The sequence below is a fragment of the uncultured Roseibium sp. genome (assembly GCF_947496995.1).
Classification (GTDB): Bacteria; Pseudomonadota; Alphaproteobacteria; order Rhizobiales; family Stappiaceae; genus Roseibium.
Map to the genome: position 1 here is coordinate 26,506 of NZ_CANMFD010000003.1, position 13,538 is coordinate 40,043.

The window sequence follows — 13,538 nt, forward strand, 5'->3', positions numbered from 1 at the left end:
ACCCTAGATCCGTGCGCTCCGGAAGACAAGTGTCAAATCCGGGCATCAGATACGCGCATAAGCTCGCATGCTGTCAAAAGACCTCCGTCGCAACCGATCGAAGGTCTGGAGAAGGACTGATATCGGTTTGGGGGAGCATCCCGCGGCAGCTGACCACAGGAGAAATTAGCTTCGGGTCTCCAGAATCAGTTTTGGCTCTTTCTTGTCCGCATCCAGCAAGGTGCATTTGAACCGCTTCTTCTTGGTCTGACCGTTCATCAGGTTCACCGGGACCGAAACCGGCACCTCGGACCCCTGCTTTGCCGCTTCCAGCAGGGAGGAATAGCTGCTGGAATGCAGCAGCATTTCCGTGATGGGCTTTTCGCCGAGGGTCTCGTGCGTGAGGTGAAAGGTCTTCATCGCCGCATTGTTGGCGGCAACGATCAGGCGCGACTTGCCGTTGATCACCAGGATCGGTGCGCTGCAGATTTCGAACACCCTCGCAAAATCGACATCGCCGCTGACATGACCGGCCGAGAACAACACGCCGCCGACGGTGCCGCCGATGCGGAAATACATCGCATCGTAATTGAGCTCGAGACTGTCGTTGCTCGCCAGTAGGAATTTGCCCCGGCCTGTCGCGCTCGCCCGCCGGGTGAGAGCGGCCAGCGCCAGCGAAACGATGGTCTTCCCGACTCTGTTCTGGATATGGGCGACGTTGCGCCCCAGGATCATCCGGGCATCTTCAATCTGGAAACACTTGACGAAGCCTTCGCTGGCGAAGCGTACGTAGCCGAAGTTGTCGACCAGCAGAACCACGCGATTCGAGGAGGCGACAAAATGCTGAAGGATAGGCGCCAGTCCGAGCACCATGCGCCCCGGATTGTCGTCGTTTTCGCCAATCGAAGGAAAACAGATCGCGATGATGCGCCCGTCAGGAAGTTCATATCTATGGGCAACGATCGGAATACCCGGGATACGATGGTCCGGCCCGCCGCCGACATCGAACGGTCCGGCCTGGCCTTCACGGATCGCCCCCTGCACCAGCCGCAGGATCGTCTTCCGGTCTTCGGCGGACAGATGACGCAGGGCCTCGTTGGAGGGCGCCTCCTGAAGGTCCTTGACTACACTGTTGAAGCTTTGCGACCCAATCTCATGCCAGAGGATCGTTTTCCGGCTTATATCGGCAATGAAGAACTGGAGACCTGCCAGGGAAAGCGCCGGAATTTCTTCTTCCTGCTCAGGAAGCGCCTCCGGCGAATTGACAGGTTCCTGAGCCTTTTCGGCCTCAGTCCGTCGCGCAACGTTGAATGTCATCCCTGGCCCGACCTGTTTGTAGACGTTCACCCTTGGCCGGAGTATCTGTCTTAAAAGCAAACAAACACTAAAATGACAGCCTAAAATCGAAGTGTTTCGAACATTTTTTCAAGTTTAGCGTAGTGTGTACCCGTAGTTTTATAGATTTCTCATCGTCATTTTTACAGGTGATTAATTACACTGCTGCTTGGCCGCTCCGGGTTCGTCGCAGAGTTCTATCAGCGTGACCGCGGAGGGCCTTTCCGCCCCCCGGCGGGAGCAGCCCTTCGTCCCTGCCGGACTTCCTTAAAATTTGCCTCAAAATTGACACGAAAACTCACATCTGCGGCCTGAATGGCGACCGGGTGCCGGCGCAATTTTTGCGGAGAGTATCGGCTCCGAGGATGAAGGAGGCACCCATGCAATCACCGGAAACTGAAATCAGGTCGCGCGAAAAATCCGGCGCAAGCTTCCCACCGGCTTTGTTTTATATGCTGGCGGCTGGCCCCCTGCTGCTGCTGTCGTATGCGCTGGAACCGATGCTTGCACCGCCGCTTGCCGCTTTCCTCGCAATGGCGGCACTGACATGCCGGATGGGCCAACGCCTTTTCGGTGATCTGGCCCGGGCTCCGGGCCGCAAGAACTGATTGAGCGACCGCTGGCCGAAACCGGCCAACGACAACGAAGACCGGATGACGTGACGATGGCACCCCCTGGAACAACGAAAAGCCGCAGACCGGCGCCCGCGAAGAACGATCTGAACGAAGCACGCCCGCTCCTGCGGGCCATCTTTCTCGGCATGGTGCTCGCCGGAGGCCTGATGGCCGCCGCAGCCATGGCGACCCCGCAAGGGCAGCAGACACCACAGGTCTCTCCACCATCCACAGGACAGCAATTGCAACCGTCGGCGGACACCTCCCGGCCCGACTGAGGGCAACGAACTTGCTGCGATAACGCTTGGGCAGGGCATCCCGCCAACCGTAGCTTGCCCTGTCCGGGATCAGAGTGTGAACTCATCGACAGACAAATTCTGCTGCAAGAACGATCCCGCATTGGTATGTTTGTCATGGAGGCACCCAGGTCGATCACATCGCTTTCAGGATTTGCCAGGTTGAGCCTCCGCCACTTCCAATGACGTTATCCAGGTCTCCCGGTTAAAGGAAACCACGGAGCATTGACTGGTCTGGGTGACACAAGAGAGACCTGAAAACCATGGCCAAGGCGCATGATCGCACTCCATCCGTCATCGCAAGCGGCAATGGCCGTCGTTACGACATGGGCCGCATTCAGGCTGAATTCAAAGTCGATGGTGCTCAGACGGACGGCAAATATTCCGTCTCCGAATGGTGGCTCGATCCCCGCACCAAAGGTCCCGGCGCGCATTCCCATGACACGGAGGACGAGATTTTTTTCGTCATCGAAGGGGTCATAACCTTTTTGGTCGGAGATACATGGCGGGATGTCGCCAAAGGCGGTGTCGTGCATGTTCCGGCCGGTATCCCTCATGATTTTGAAAACCGGAGCCGGCGAAAAGCAGGTGTGCTGAACTGTTTCATCGGCAGCGCCTTCGAGCCCGGGATGCCTGCAATAGTCGACTGGTTTCGCGAAAATCCACCGGAAAGCATCGATCCAACCACCTCCCCCGCCGCTCCCGCGAATTAGGCTGGACGCCAATCATAAACATGAGTATTAAACTCACCATTATTGATTTCACGCCCAAGCCATAAATCCAGCCAGGGCTCTCAGACCTGCCAAGCAGCCGGAGATGGTACTGATGCTCTCGAAGATCGTGTTGAGCGCGGCGCTCATGTGTGCGTCCACCGTAATACTGTCCACTGATACCCTTGCTGAAACCTCGTTTGTCGACCATCGCGGCCGGAAAATCACTTTCGAGGCTCCGCCCGAGCGGGTTGTAACGATTGTCCGCTCCGCACCCATGATCTATCGCGCGGTCGACGGCAAGAGCGACAACATTGCCGGAATGAACAAGGATTCCCTCAACCGGTATTTCGCCAACGGCCTTTATGCGGAAATCCTGCCTGAAATGGCGAGCATCCCGTCAGGTGCGGCACAGGACGGTTTCGTCCCCAATGTCGAAGCCATTCTGGAACAGAAGCCGGATGCGATCATTCAATGGACACATGATCCGGCAATCATCGAACCGCTGGAACGCGTCGGGCTGACGGTCGTCGGCTGGCAATGCTGCACGGAGCAGGACCGTCTCGATTATCTCACGTTGAGCGGCTACATGACCGGCCGCAACGACCGCGTCCAGAGCATCCTGAAACTGCAGAACGATGCTCTCACCTCCCTTTCGGAAAAGATGGCCGACCAGGATCAGACCATCCTCCCCTCCGTGCTGCATATCGACCAGATCAACGACCAGATCCGCGTCATCGCAAATGGCTCCCAGGACCTGTCACTCAGCGGCGTGACCAATCCGGCGGCCGACGACAGCGGCGAATGGTGGCGCACCATTGATCTGGAGCAGCTCCTGGTCTGGAACCCGGACATGATCGTCATTCCGGCCTATGCGGCCGAGCTTGACCCGCAGGATCTGTTCGACAACCCGATCCTGGCCAGCCTGGAGGCGGTAAAAAACAAGCGTGTCTACAAACAGCCGTTCTTCGCCCGCACCCCGGACGCGCCGGAAATCTACCTCACCTCGGTCTGGCTCGCAGCGGTCGCCCACGGATCCGATTTCGCGCCGGACTTCCGTGAGAAAATCGTCAACGCCTATGAGCTCATTTACGGTGCCAGGCTTTCCGAAGACCAGCTGAACAGCATTCTGGAGAGCGAAGCCAACACGCCGGCCAGGAATTATTCCGACATCTTCGGATAATCGCAGCGATGACTTCACTTTTCAGAAAATGGATCGGCGCCGGAAAGGCGCCGATCCCCGTTTTACCGCTTCTCCTGGGGCTGCTGGTCCTCGCGGTTCTCTATTCCGTGACCATCGGGCGCTATGATCTGTCGGTTCAGGAGGTCGCCCTGATCCTGATCGACAATATCTACCCCGTTGCGGCGCCTGACTGGGAACCGGTTCAGGAGGTCGTGGTCGAACAGGTGCGCCTGCCGCGCATTCTTGCCGCCGTGCTCATCGGCTTCGGGCTGGCGGTCTCCGGTGCGGCGCTTCAGGGTCTGTTCCGCAATCCTCTGGTCGATCCCGGTATCATCGGCGTCACCTCCGGTGCCGGTTTCGGCGGCACTCTCTCCATTCTTGTGGGGATTTCCGGCTACGGACTGCTGGCGATTGCCTTCACCTTCGGGATGGGCAGCATCTTTCTGGTGAAACTGCTTTCCACGGTGCGCGGGCGCACAAGCATGCTGACGCTCGTGCTCGCCGGCGTGGTCATTTCAGCATTCTTTTCCGCCGCGATCTCCATCGCCAAACTGCTCGCCGACCCGTTCCAGAAACTGCCCGCGATCACCTACTGGCTGATGGGCAGCATCGCCTCCAGCAGTTACGCGGATGTTCTGCTGATCGCCGCTGCCGTCGTTCCCGCGTCCCTTGCGGTCTATCTGCTGCGTTTCCAGATCAACATTCTCTCCCTCGGCGAAGAAAAAGCCCGTGCGCTTGGCGCAAGGGTCGTGCTGGTGCAATGGATCATCCTGATCGCCACCGCCCTCATTTCCGCCGGTGTCGTCGCAACCTCCGGCATTATCGGCTGGGTCGGCCTTGTCATTCCACATGTCGCGCGCGCGATTGTCGGTGCGGACCACAAGAAGCTGCTGCCGGTCTCCGGCGTAATCGGCGCGATCTATCTGCTGCTAGTCGACAATCTCGCCAGGACCCTGACGACCGCCGAAATTCCCCTCGGCATCATCACCGCCCTGATCGGCGTGCCGGTCTTCGCGGTTATCCTGCGCCGGGTACATTCGAGGGGAGGCTGGGCCGATGATTGAGGTGCGCGACCTGGCTGTCGATCGCGGCGGCAAACGGATCCTCGAGGCGTATGGATTTCATCTGGAAAGCGGTTCCGTTCTGTCTATCCTCGGCGCCAATGGCGTCGGCAAGACCACTCTGCTGGGAACCTTGATCGGATTGCTCAAACCTGCCGGTGGCAAGGTTGCCATCGACGGCCGGATAGGCTTCGTCCCGCAACTGTTCGAGGTGCCCTTTTCCTATTCCGCCCTCGATATCGCCCTGATGGGTCGCGCCAGACACCTTGGCCTCTTCGGATCGCCCGGGGCAAAGGATTATGAAATCGTCCGGCGATGTTTCTCCATGCTCGGCATTACGAAGCTGGAACACCAGACATTCAACTCCCTCAGTGGCGGCCAGCGCCAGCTTGTGATGATCGCCCAGGCGCTCGGCTCCGAATGCGATCTGCTGATTCTGGACGAACCCTGCGCGGCGCTCGATTATAAGAACCAGGACAAGGTGCTCGCCCTTCTTGCGCAATTGCAGAAGGACCACGGCATGACCATCGTCTTCACCACCCATATGCCTCAGCACGCGGTGGAAGTCGCAAGCCACGTCCTGCTGATGACCAGTGGCCGTGACTTCCTCTTCGGCCCCGTCCCCGAAATCCTGAACGCCGCCAACCTGAGCGACCTCTACGCGCTGCCGATCGGCCGGGCCGAATTCACGGACCGGCCCAAACACACGTTCGCACCCTTGTTCCGGTCCGGGGAGACCGCTTCCGATGTCTGAAACCGCGGAACGATCAAAGGGCATCGCCTATATTCACTGGGGCAACAGCTGGCAACTGCGCAGCTTTCAGGATTTCAACCATTACATCGACGACCTGATCTACATCCACGATCTGCCCAAGGTGGACCTCAGCGCCTACAAGGCGGTCATCATGCCGGACGCCATGGATGAAGCGGCGCCGAGACCCCATGCAGCGCAGCTGAACGCCTATATGAACAACGGAGGGTTCCTGATCGTCTTCCTTCAGGGCCACGCGGACTGGCTCGACATTCCCGGCCTGACCTGGACACCCGGAAATTGCCGGGACTGGCTGTGGTGGACGAAGGGTGACAGGCTGGAAATCGGCTTCAGCGATCCACCCCACCCGATCACCAGGGACCTGCCGCTGGAGGTGATGAGCTGGCACTGGGGTGGCAGTTACCGCGCCCCTGCCGGGGCGAGGCCGATCCTGGAACTGGAAGACGGCAGCGGCTACTTGTTTCTTGACCTTCCGGAGCGTCCCGGTGGCGGCCGGCTGTTGCTGTCGACGCTCGACCCGCATTCCCATAACGGTCAGCGTTTCATGCCGGCGACCACGGCCTTTCTCAAACGCTTCTATCCCTGGCTGAACCGGGAACTGGGCATCGACCGGCGGCCGAAAAACCGTTTCACCTACTTGCAGTGTTCTCACCACGGAACCGAGTGGTTTCCGTCGTGGATCGATAAAAGCCTGAGAGAAAGCGGTTTCGAACCGTCTTTCAGACCACTTTATGAGCTCGGGCCAGGCCTTCTGGCCGACACGGACATGCTCTACCTGCCTTTCAGCCATGACGAGTTCTTCCTGCAATCCCGTCAGGACGACCTGCTGGCGTTTCTTGCGCGCGGCGGCAGTCTCATCTTGTGTTCGGAACCGTGCCGGGCCTGGCTGCCGTTTCTGAGCCCCTTCGTTGCCGTCCCGCCAAAACCCTTCAGCAACATCAAGGTTCGGGTCCGCGACGACCGCTTCGGCATCTTCAGGGATCTCGGACCCGATTTCGACGGCTGGCAGGGGATTTTCGGCCAGTATGCCCGCGGCTGGACAGCACCGCCTGCCGGAGCCATCTGGCTGACCGATGTGGGTCCGCAGAACGATCCCAAACCCTCCGACTGGCTCTGGCGCTACCCCGCCAACACCCATCGCGGTGGCTTCGTCTTCATGCACAGTGGCGACAACATGACCCGCTATCCCGATCACGGGCCGCACAAGGAACAACTCGTTCCCGCTGTGGCCAGGGCGCTTCAGGGACTGATGGAAGGCAGCATGCTGTTCTGAGAATACAATCCGAAAAGGCAGACGACCGGAACAACAGAGGCAAAAGCAAAGCCTTGAAAAGCCGAGGCCCGGCCTCATACGTTTATCGTATGAAAGCCGAGCCCCAAGTGCCCGGTCCGCCCCCGGTAAAATGTTTTCCGCCTTGCCTTCGGCTCAATTTCAGGACCCGTGAAGGCCCGAAATCCGTCTGAAATCCTGATCCGGCCCCTTGGGCGCGGCTCCCGGCAAGAACGGAAACTTGTTCGCTGGCCAAGTAAAGCAACACGTTCGGCGGTCTGCAAGGCTGTAATTGCCTGATGCTCAGGAAGACCAGGGTAATTAACCCGATGCGCGTTTATCGAATGAGGATACTGGGGAAAACCCCGGGAAAGATTGAAACGCCGGCCATCCAGTGTCCGTGCAAATGCTCGATTTCGCGGCACTTGCAAACAGATTGTCATGATCACCATTGCCAAGGAAGCAAAGTGAATCGATAAAGGAAGACAAGGTTCGCCGGAGGCAGACATGGACATCGACCTGACTTTATCCGCGGATACGATCCGCCTCTTGGCCCAAAAGGCCCGTGCGGTTTCCTCTGCGCTGGAAGACACCTTCGAGGACGGACATGAGGGCGACGTCGAGTTCGACGCCGATGCTCTGAAACAGAGCCACGGTCATGACGGTCTGGCGGAGGAGGAAAACGACGACCTCTCCGACGAGGAACTACGCGAACTGATCGAGGATCTCAACGTCGACGAAGCAGCAGAACTCGTCGCCATCACCTGGATCGGCCGTGGCGATTTCGAGGCCGAAGACTTTGAACAGGCCCTCCAGGAAGCCCGCGAACGTGCGGCAGGCCCCACCGCGAAGTACCTGCTCGGCATGCCCCTGCTGGCCGATCACATGGAAGCCGGCCTCGACGCGCTCGATCTCTAGATACGACAAGTGACATTGGCAAACTTCGCCGGTTAGATCACAAGCCGGTGGTTTTCTTGGGAAAACGGGTCAGAAACCGGTTTCCCGCCTTTCCGTCAGCCCCTGTTTACACCACTCTTGCCCGACAGGTTGGGTACTAGGGGGTTGAAGGCTATGCTGCAGGATCCGGCAAACCGCGATGCGTTTACCGTCCACCGGCCGTCTCCATGGCCATATGTCGGCGCGATGGTGGCTGCGACCGCGCTGATCACGACACTGGTTGTGACTTTCAGCAGTTAGCCTTATCTCTTTCAGGCAATGAAACGTTCCCCTGCCTTCCCGCGTCCCGGCGGGCGCTGGTGCGGTACCCTGCGGAAAGCCGGAAAATGCCTTCAACTCGTCTGGCCGTGCCCGACCTCGCCCGCGGTCTCGCCGTTGTTGCCATGGCCGTCTATCACCTGTCCTGGGATCTTTCCTGGTTCGGTTTCGTCGACTGGCCGGTAGCACAGGGCGAAGGCTGGCGCAGTTTCGCTGCCGCCATCGCCGGCAGCTTTCTGTTCGTGGCGGGCATCAGCCTGGACCTGGCCCACCACAAGGGCATTCGCTGGCAAGCATTCGGGCGCCGGCTGGCAGTCATCATTGCCGCTGCGGCGGCCGTTTCCCTGGCGACCTGGTTCACCTTCGGCGACAGTTTCGTGCGCTTCGGCATTCTGCACTGTATCGCCGCCTCCAGCGTGATCGCCCTCCCCTTCACCCGCGCGCCGCTTTTGATCACGGCAGCGGCCGCGGCCTTTGTGCTGACGCTGCCTCTGTGGGCAAGCTCCTATATCTTCAACGGACAGCTCTGGCTTTGGACGGGACTGGGAACGCCGGATTTCGGCAGTGTCGACTATGTGCCGCTGGCCCCCTGGGCCGGGGCGACCCTTTCCGGTCTCGCCCTCTCGAAGCTGTTCCGCAAGGCGCGCATCTGGGACAGGCTCTCCGCTGTCCGGGCGACGGATCCCGCGGGCCGTTTCACCCGGTTCATCGGACGCCACTCCTTGCCCATCTACCTTCTGCACCAGCCGGTGCTCTACGGGCTTGTCTGGGCTGCGACGCTTGTGGCGGGCGACATCGACCAGGCCGGAAACGCCTTTGTCCGCAATTGCGCCGCCGCCTGTCAGGAAAGTCTCGGTGCACCGGATATCTGTGAGCAGGCCTGCGGCTGCACGCTCGCCTTTCTCAAGGAAGACGGCATCTGGACGGCGCTCAATCAAGACCCGGAAAACCAGTCCCTGCGCGACCGCATGAACGGCCGATATGCACAATGCCTCGCCGATCCGGAACTGGATCCCGGTACCGGAAGCTAAACCAGCTCACGCATCCGGGTCAGCGCCCGGTCTCTCCTGTGGCGGGCGAACGGCAGGAATGTTTCCGTGTCCCGTCCCCGTGCCACCTGTTCCAGCGCCCAGAGCGCCGACACCGCATCGCATCTGACCTTCATGGCCTCGATCCGCTCCCTGGCGGGAAATCGGTACGGTTCCTGTCGCGCCTTGCAGGCATCCAGAAAGGCGTTTTCCTGAACCTCGGAAAACCCCTGTTCCAGGATCGCATAGGCCAGATCCCAGGCGGGATCCGCCATCGCGGAGTATTCCCAGTCGATCAGCCACAGCCGCTCCGGCGTCCAGAGACAGTTTCCCGGCGTGACATCGCCATGCACCGGCACGGGCTGAACAGTACCGGAATTCACTGACAGGTCCGCAAGGTCCTGCATGGCCTGGTCGAGGGATGCAATCTCCGACTGGAACTCCCCCGCCGAAGCGAGGAAGTCCCTTTGCGTCCGATAGACGTCATCCGGATCAAGCACGCCTGCGAACGCCGCACCCGATCCGTGCAGCCTGCCGAGCGCGTCGCCAAGCAGGGTCGGAAAATCCATCGGCGCAGGTTCCAGCGTTTCAACTGCCGCGGTCAGGAGAATGCCGTCATCGGGATGGACAAAGAGTGGCGGCAACGCGAGCCCGAGCTGCGCCGCCAGATCGAGGTTGAGGGCCTCCGCCTGTCTGTCGACAAGCCCGGCATTCCCGGGCCTCGGCAGGCGCAGAAAGAAAACACCCCGCCCGGCTTCCAGCCTGTAGACCCGGTTGGTCAGCCCGGCCTGCGGCACGGCTCTGCCGGGCGCCCCGCAAATCTCCAAAAGGTCCGGATGGCGCTCGAAAGCCTTGAGAATATCCGCGCTCAAGTCGTCTGGCGCATTGGTTGAAGAATGTGGCACAAGCGCTGAAGATTACCTGTTCTGAAAAGGAGAACGCCATGACGGACGTTCCGGCTCCCCATATCATCATCACCTATTGCCGCCAATGCAATTGGCTGCTGCGCTCCGCCTGGATGGCCCAGGAAATCCTGTCCACCTTCTCGGAAGAAACCGGCGCCGTCACTCTTGTCCCCGGCACCGGCGGCATTTTCACCATCACGTGCGACGGAAATCCGGTCTGGGACCGCAAGCAGGATGGCGGTTTTCCGGAAGCCAAGGTCCTGAAGCAGCGGCTGCGCGACCTTCTCTGGCCGGAAAAAGACCTAGGCCATTCCGACCTTCCCAAGGCCGGCGGGTGACACAGAGGTCAGGGAAGCGATAACACCCCCTCCCTTCATCAACCCTGTTGAGTGAATGAAGAAGCTGAGCATCACCCTCACGGCTGTCATTCCGGACAAGTGAGACGTAAGTCGAACGCCGATCCGGAATGACGCTGGAGAGGTTGGCGTTTCGTCCCACCCAGCATCACCCCGGTTATTCATTTCTCATGTATTAAGAAGAGCTCAGCCCCTCAAGTCACACAACAAGGCTGACGGTTGAAGATTCCCCCTCAGGCAGGCGCATCCAGTTCGTTGAAAACCTCCTGCGCCGCATTCAGCCCGTTGATGGCCGCCGGCAATCCGCCATAGACCGCCATCTGCCAGATCGCCTCGACGATTTCCTCCCGCGCAGCACCCGCCGCCAATGTGTGTTCGATGTTGATCTTCAATTGCGGTCCGGTCTGGCCGCCCAGCACGGTCAGCGCCGCGATAGTGCACAGCTGGCGGGTCTTCAGGTCTAGGCCCGGCCGGGCATAGTGGCGGCCATAGGCCCATTCGATAAGGCTCTCGGCGAAGTCCGGGAGCAGGTCGTCGTAACGCCCGGCGAGAATGGTTTCGAGGTCGGGATTAAGGTCCGCTATCAGCGCGCGGCCGCGCTCCAGAGCTGCTGTCATGGGAGGAACTGTCCTGAATTGGCGGCGCACCGTGTTCGGTCCGGGCGCAGCTTTCGAAGGCCGGATCGACGGTTTCGCCCGCCTCCATCCTTCTGTAGAGATCAACCTTGTCGTCCAGGACACCCAGCGTTTCGGTCAGCCGCGCGATATCCGCGGCAACCTTGCGGCGATGGTCTTCCAGCATTCTCCTGCGCTCGGCCAGCGACGCGCTGCCCAGGGTCCGCAGCTCCGCATAGCGCAGCCGATCCCGAATGCCCATTCCGGTCGCCTTCAGACGATCCAGAAATTCGATCCAGCGCAGAATTGTCCGGTCGTAAACCCGCCGCCCACCGCCGTCCCTCAGAGGACGCGGAATGAGACCGATCTTCTCGTAATATCGCAGTGTGTCGGTTGAGAGCCCCGACTTTTCAGCAAGATCACCGATACGCATGTGTGTCTCCAAACAGGACGATTTCTCTGACTTACGGGTTGGAGTGCACTCCAGGTCAAGCGGTATTTTCCCCGCTCCTGTTTCTTGCTCTCCTGATCGATGTTTCCGGACACAGGCAGCAACGCTACACACCGTGTCGATTTTGATTGATCGACCAATCAAAAAACTCGCATCATGACACTTTACCGACCCTGCCGATTTCCGAACCTGAGAGAGAACGCCGCGCCATGGACCGCAAGAATATCCTGATCCTGATGGTCGACCAGTTGAACGGAACCCTGTTTCCCGACGGTCCGGCGGAGTTTCTGCACGCGCCGAACCTGAAAAAACTGTCTGAACGCTCGGTCCGGTTCGAAAATGCCTACACCGCCTCACCGCTCTGCGCGCCGGGCCGGGCCAGTTTCATGTCCGGCCAGTTGCCGCGCCGGACGGGCGTTTACGACAACGCCGCCGAATTCGCCTCCGACATCCCCACGTATGCCCATCACCTGCGCCGGGCCGGCTATACCACCTGTCTTTCCGGCAAGATGCATTTCGTTGGCCCCGACCAGATGCACGGTCTCGAGGAACGCCTGACCACCGATATCTACCCGGCCGATTTCGGCTGGACACCCGACTACCGCAAGCCGGGCGAACGCATAGACTGGTGGTACCACAACATGGGTTCGGTAACCGGTGCGGGCGTCGCCGAGATTTCCAACCAGATGGAATATGACGACGACGTCGCCTTTCAGGCCGTGCGCAAGATCCACGACTACGGCCGCGGCAAATACGACCGCCCCTTCTGCCTGACGGTCAGCTTCACCCACCCGCACGATCCCTACGTGGCGCGCAGAAAATACTGGGACCTTTATGAGGACTGCGAGCATCTGCTGCCGGAAATTCCGGCGATGGCCTATGAAGATCACGATCCCCATTCGAAGCGGATATTCGATGCCAACGACTGGCGCAGTTTCAACATCACTGAGGACGACATCCGAAAATCCCGCCGCGCCTATTTCGCCAATATCTCTTATCTGGACGACAAGATCGGCGAGATCCTGCATGCACTCGAGGCAATGCATCTGGCCGACGACACGACGATCCTGTTCGTCTCCGACCACGGCGACATGCTCGGCGAACGCGGCCTGTGGTTCAAGATGACCTTCTTCGAGGGCGCATCCCGCGTGCCGCTGATGATCGCCGACCGGGACCTTGCCCCGCAGCGCATCGCGGCACCCGTCAGCACCCTCGACGTGCTGCCGACGGTCTGCGATCTCGGCGGCATCGACATGGACGACATCATGCCCTGGACAGACGGTATCAGCCTGGTGCCACAGGCACAGGGAACACCGCGCACCGAACCCGTGCTGATGGAATACGCCGCCGAAGCCTCCTATGCACCGCTCGTCGGCATCCGCGCGGGCGACTGGAAATACATCCACTGCGAACTCGACCCGCCGCAGCTCTTCAACCTGGCCGACGACCCGAACGAGCTCACCAACCTGGCCGCCGACCCCGCCCACGCCCAAACCGCGGTCCGCTTCGCGGAACTCGCCGGCCGGCAATGGGACATGGCCGCCTACGACGCCGAAGTCCGCCAGTCACAGGCCCGCCGCTGGATCGTCTATGAGGCCCTGCGCAACGGTGCCTATTTCCCCTGGGACTATCAGCCCCTGCAAAAAGCCTCCGAACGCTATATGCGCAATCATATGGATTTGAATGAAGTGGAGGAGAGCCAGCGCTTTCCGCGCGGGGAGTGAAGAAAGCAACATCAATTATTTGCGT

The 13,538-nt window shown here is 60.0% G+C and carries 15 protein-coding genes; 11 read left to right on the forward strand and 4 right to left on the reverse strand.

Annotated features, from left to right (window positions below; translation table 11 throughout):
- Window positions 1–165 precede the first annotated feature (165 nt).
- Window positions 166–1,296: a hypothetical protein gene (locus tag Q1B40_RS12955; RefSeq protein ID WP_299815044.1), complete on the reverse strand. Its 1,131-nt coding sequence runs from the start codon at window positions 1,294–1,296 to the stop codon at window positions 166–168.
- A 398-nt stretch (window positions 1,297–1,694) separates the two neighbouring features.
- Here Q1B40_RS12955 and Q1B40_RS12960 point away from each other — a divergent pair, with 398 nt between their 5' ends.
- The 9 genes from Q1B40_RS12960 to Q1B40_RS13000 all read left to right on the forward strand — a co-directional run bounded on the left by Q1B40_RS12960 (window position 1,695) and on the right by Q1B40_RS13000 (window position 9,466).
- Window positions 1,695–1,922: a hypothetical protein gene (locus tag Q1B40_RS12960; RefSeq protein WP_299815047.1), complete on the forward strand. Its 228-nt coding sequence runs from the start codon at window positions 1,695–1,697 to the stop codon at window positions 1,920–1,922.
- Window positions 1,923–1,978: 56 nt separating this feature from the next.
- Window positions 1,979–2,206, forward strand: a complete 228-nt coding sequence (locus tag Q1B40_RS12965) for a hypothetical protein (protein ID WP_299815049.1) — start codon at window positions 1,979–1,981, stop codon at window positions 2,204–2,206.
- A gap of 281 nt (window positions 2,207–2,487) precedes the next feature.
- Window positions 2,488–2,937, forward strand: a complete 450-nt coding sequence (locus Q1B40_RS12970) for a cupin domain-containing protein (RefSeq protein WP_299815052.1) — start codon at window positions 2,488–2,490, stop codon at window positions 2,935–2,937.
- A gap of 112 nt (window positions 2,938–3,049) precedes the next feature.
- On the forward strand, window positions 3,050–4,117 hold the full coding sequence (locus Q1B40_RS12975; protein WP_299815055.1) for an ABC transporter substrate-binding protein: 1,068 nt from the start codon (window positions 3,050–3,052) through the stop codon (window positions 4,115–4,117).
- Window positions 4,118–4,125: 8 nt separating this feature from the next.
- Entirely contained in the window at window positions 4,126–5,181 is a 1,056-nt protein-coding gene (locus Q1B40_RS12980; protein ID WP_299815058.1) for an iron ABC transporter permease, read from the forward strand.
- Window positions 5,174–5,932: an ABC transporter ATP-binding protein gene (locus Q1B40_RS12985; protein WP_299815061.1), complete on the forward strand. Its 759-nt coding sequence runs from the start codon at window positions 5,174–5,176 to the stop codon at window positions 5,930–5,932. The genes Q1B40_RS12980 and Q1B40_RS12985 overlap by 8 nt, the downstream gene beginning before the upstream one ends.
- Window positions 5,925–7,223, forward strand: coding sequence for a hypothetical protein (locus tag Q1B40_RS12990; protein ID WP_299815064.1), 1,299 nt, complete (start codon window positions 5,925–5,927; stop codon window positions 7,221–7,223). Before Q1B40_RS12985 ends, Q1B40_RS12990 begins: the two co-directional genes overlap by 8 nt.
- Before the next feature lie 504 nt (window positions 7,224–7,727).
- A complete protein-coding gene (locus tag Q1B40_RS12995; protein WP_299815067.1) occupies window positions 7,728–8,138 on the forward strand; it encodes a DUF3775 domain-containing protein in 411 nt (136 codons plus the stop codon).
- A 365-nt stretch (window positions 8,139–8,503) separates the two neighbouring features.
- On the forward strand, window positions 8,504–9,466 hold the full coding sequence (locus Q1B40_RS13000) for a DUF1624 domain-containing protein (RefSeq protein ID WP_299815070.1): 963 nt from the start codon (window positions 8,504–8,506) through the stop codon (window positions 9,464–9,466).
- Here Q1B40_RS13000 and Q1B40_RS13005 read toward each other — a convergent pair.
- The gene (locus Q1B40_RS13005) at window positions 9,463–10,335 is read right to left on the reverse strand and encodes a choline kinase family protein (RefSeq protein ID WP_299815073.1); all 873 of its coding nucleotides are present in this window, start codon (window positions 10,333–10,335) and stop codon (window positions 9,463–9,465) included. The two genes, Q1B40_RS13000 and Q1B40_RS13005, sit on opposite strands and share 4 nt — an antisense overlap.
- 71 nt (window positions 10,336–10,406) lie before the next feature.
- Here Q1B40_RS13005 and Q1B40_RS13010 point away from each other — a divergent pair, with 71 nt between their 5' ends.
- Window positions 10,407–10,706: a SelT/SelW/SelH family protein gene (locus Q1B40_RS13010; protein WP_299815076.1), complete on the forward strand. Its 300-nt coding sequence runs from the start codon at window positions 10,407–10,409 to the stop codon at window positions 10,704–10,706.
- Between the two features lie 251 nt (window positions 10,707–10,957).
- Here the strand turns inward: Q1B40_RS13010 and Q1B40_RS13015 are convergent, their stop codons facing one another.
- Both Q1B40_RS13015 and Q1B40_RS13020 read right to left on the reverse strand, forming a co-directional pair.
- Entirely contained in the window at window positions 10,958–11,341 is a 384-nt protein-coding gene (locus tag Q1B40_RS13015; RefSeq protein ID WP_068419344.1) for a carboxymuconolactone decarboxylase family protein, read from the reverse strand.
- The gene (locus Q1B40_RS13020; RefSeq protein WP_299815083.1) at window positions 11,295–11,771 is read right to left on the reverse strand and encodes a MerR family transcriptional regulator; all 477 of its coding nucleotides are present in this window, start codon (window positions 11,769–11,771) and stop codon (window positions 11,295–11,297) included. The genes Q1B40_RS13015 and Q1B40_RS13020 overlap by 47 nt, the downstream gene beginning before the upstream one ends.
- Before the next feature lie 227 nt (window positions 11,772–11,998).
- Between Q1B40_RS13020 and betC the strand changes: the two genes are divergently transcribed.
- Window positions 11,999–13,513 carry a choline-sulfatase gene (betC, locus tag Q1B40_RS13025; RefSeq protein ID WP_299815086.1) on the forward strand — a complete coding sequence of 505 codons (1,515 nt, stop codon included), beginning with the start codon at window positions 11,999–12,001 and terminating at the stop codon, window positions 13,511–13,513.
- The last annotated feature ends 25 nt before the right edge of the window (window positions 13,514–13,538 follow it).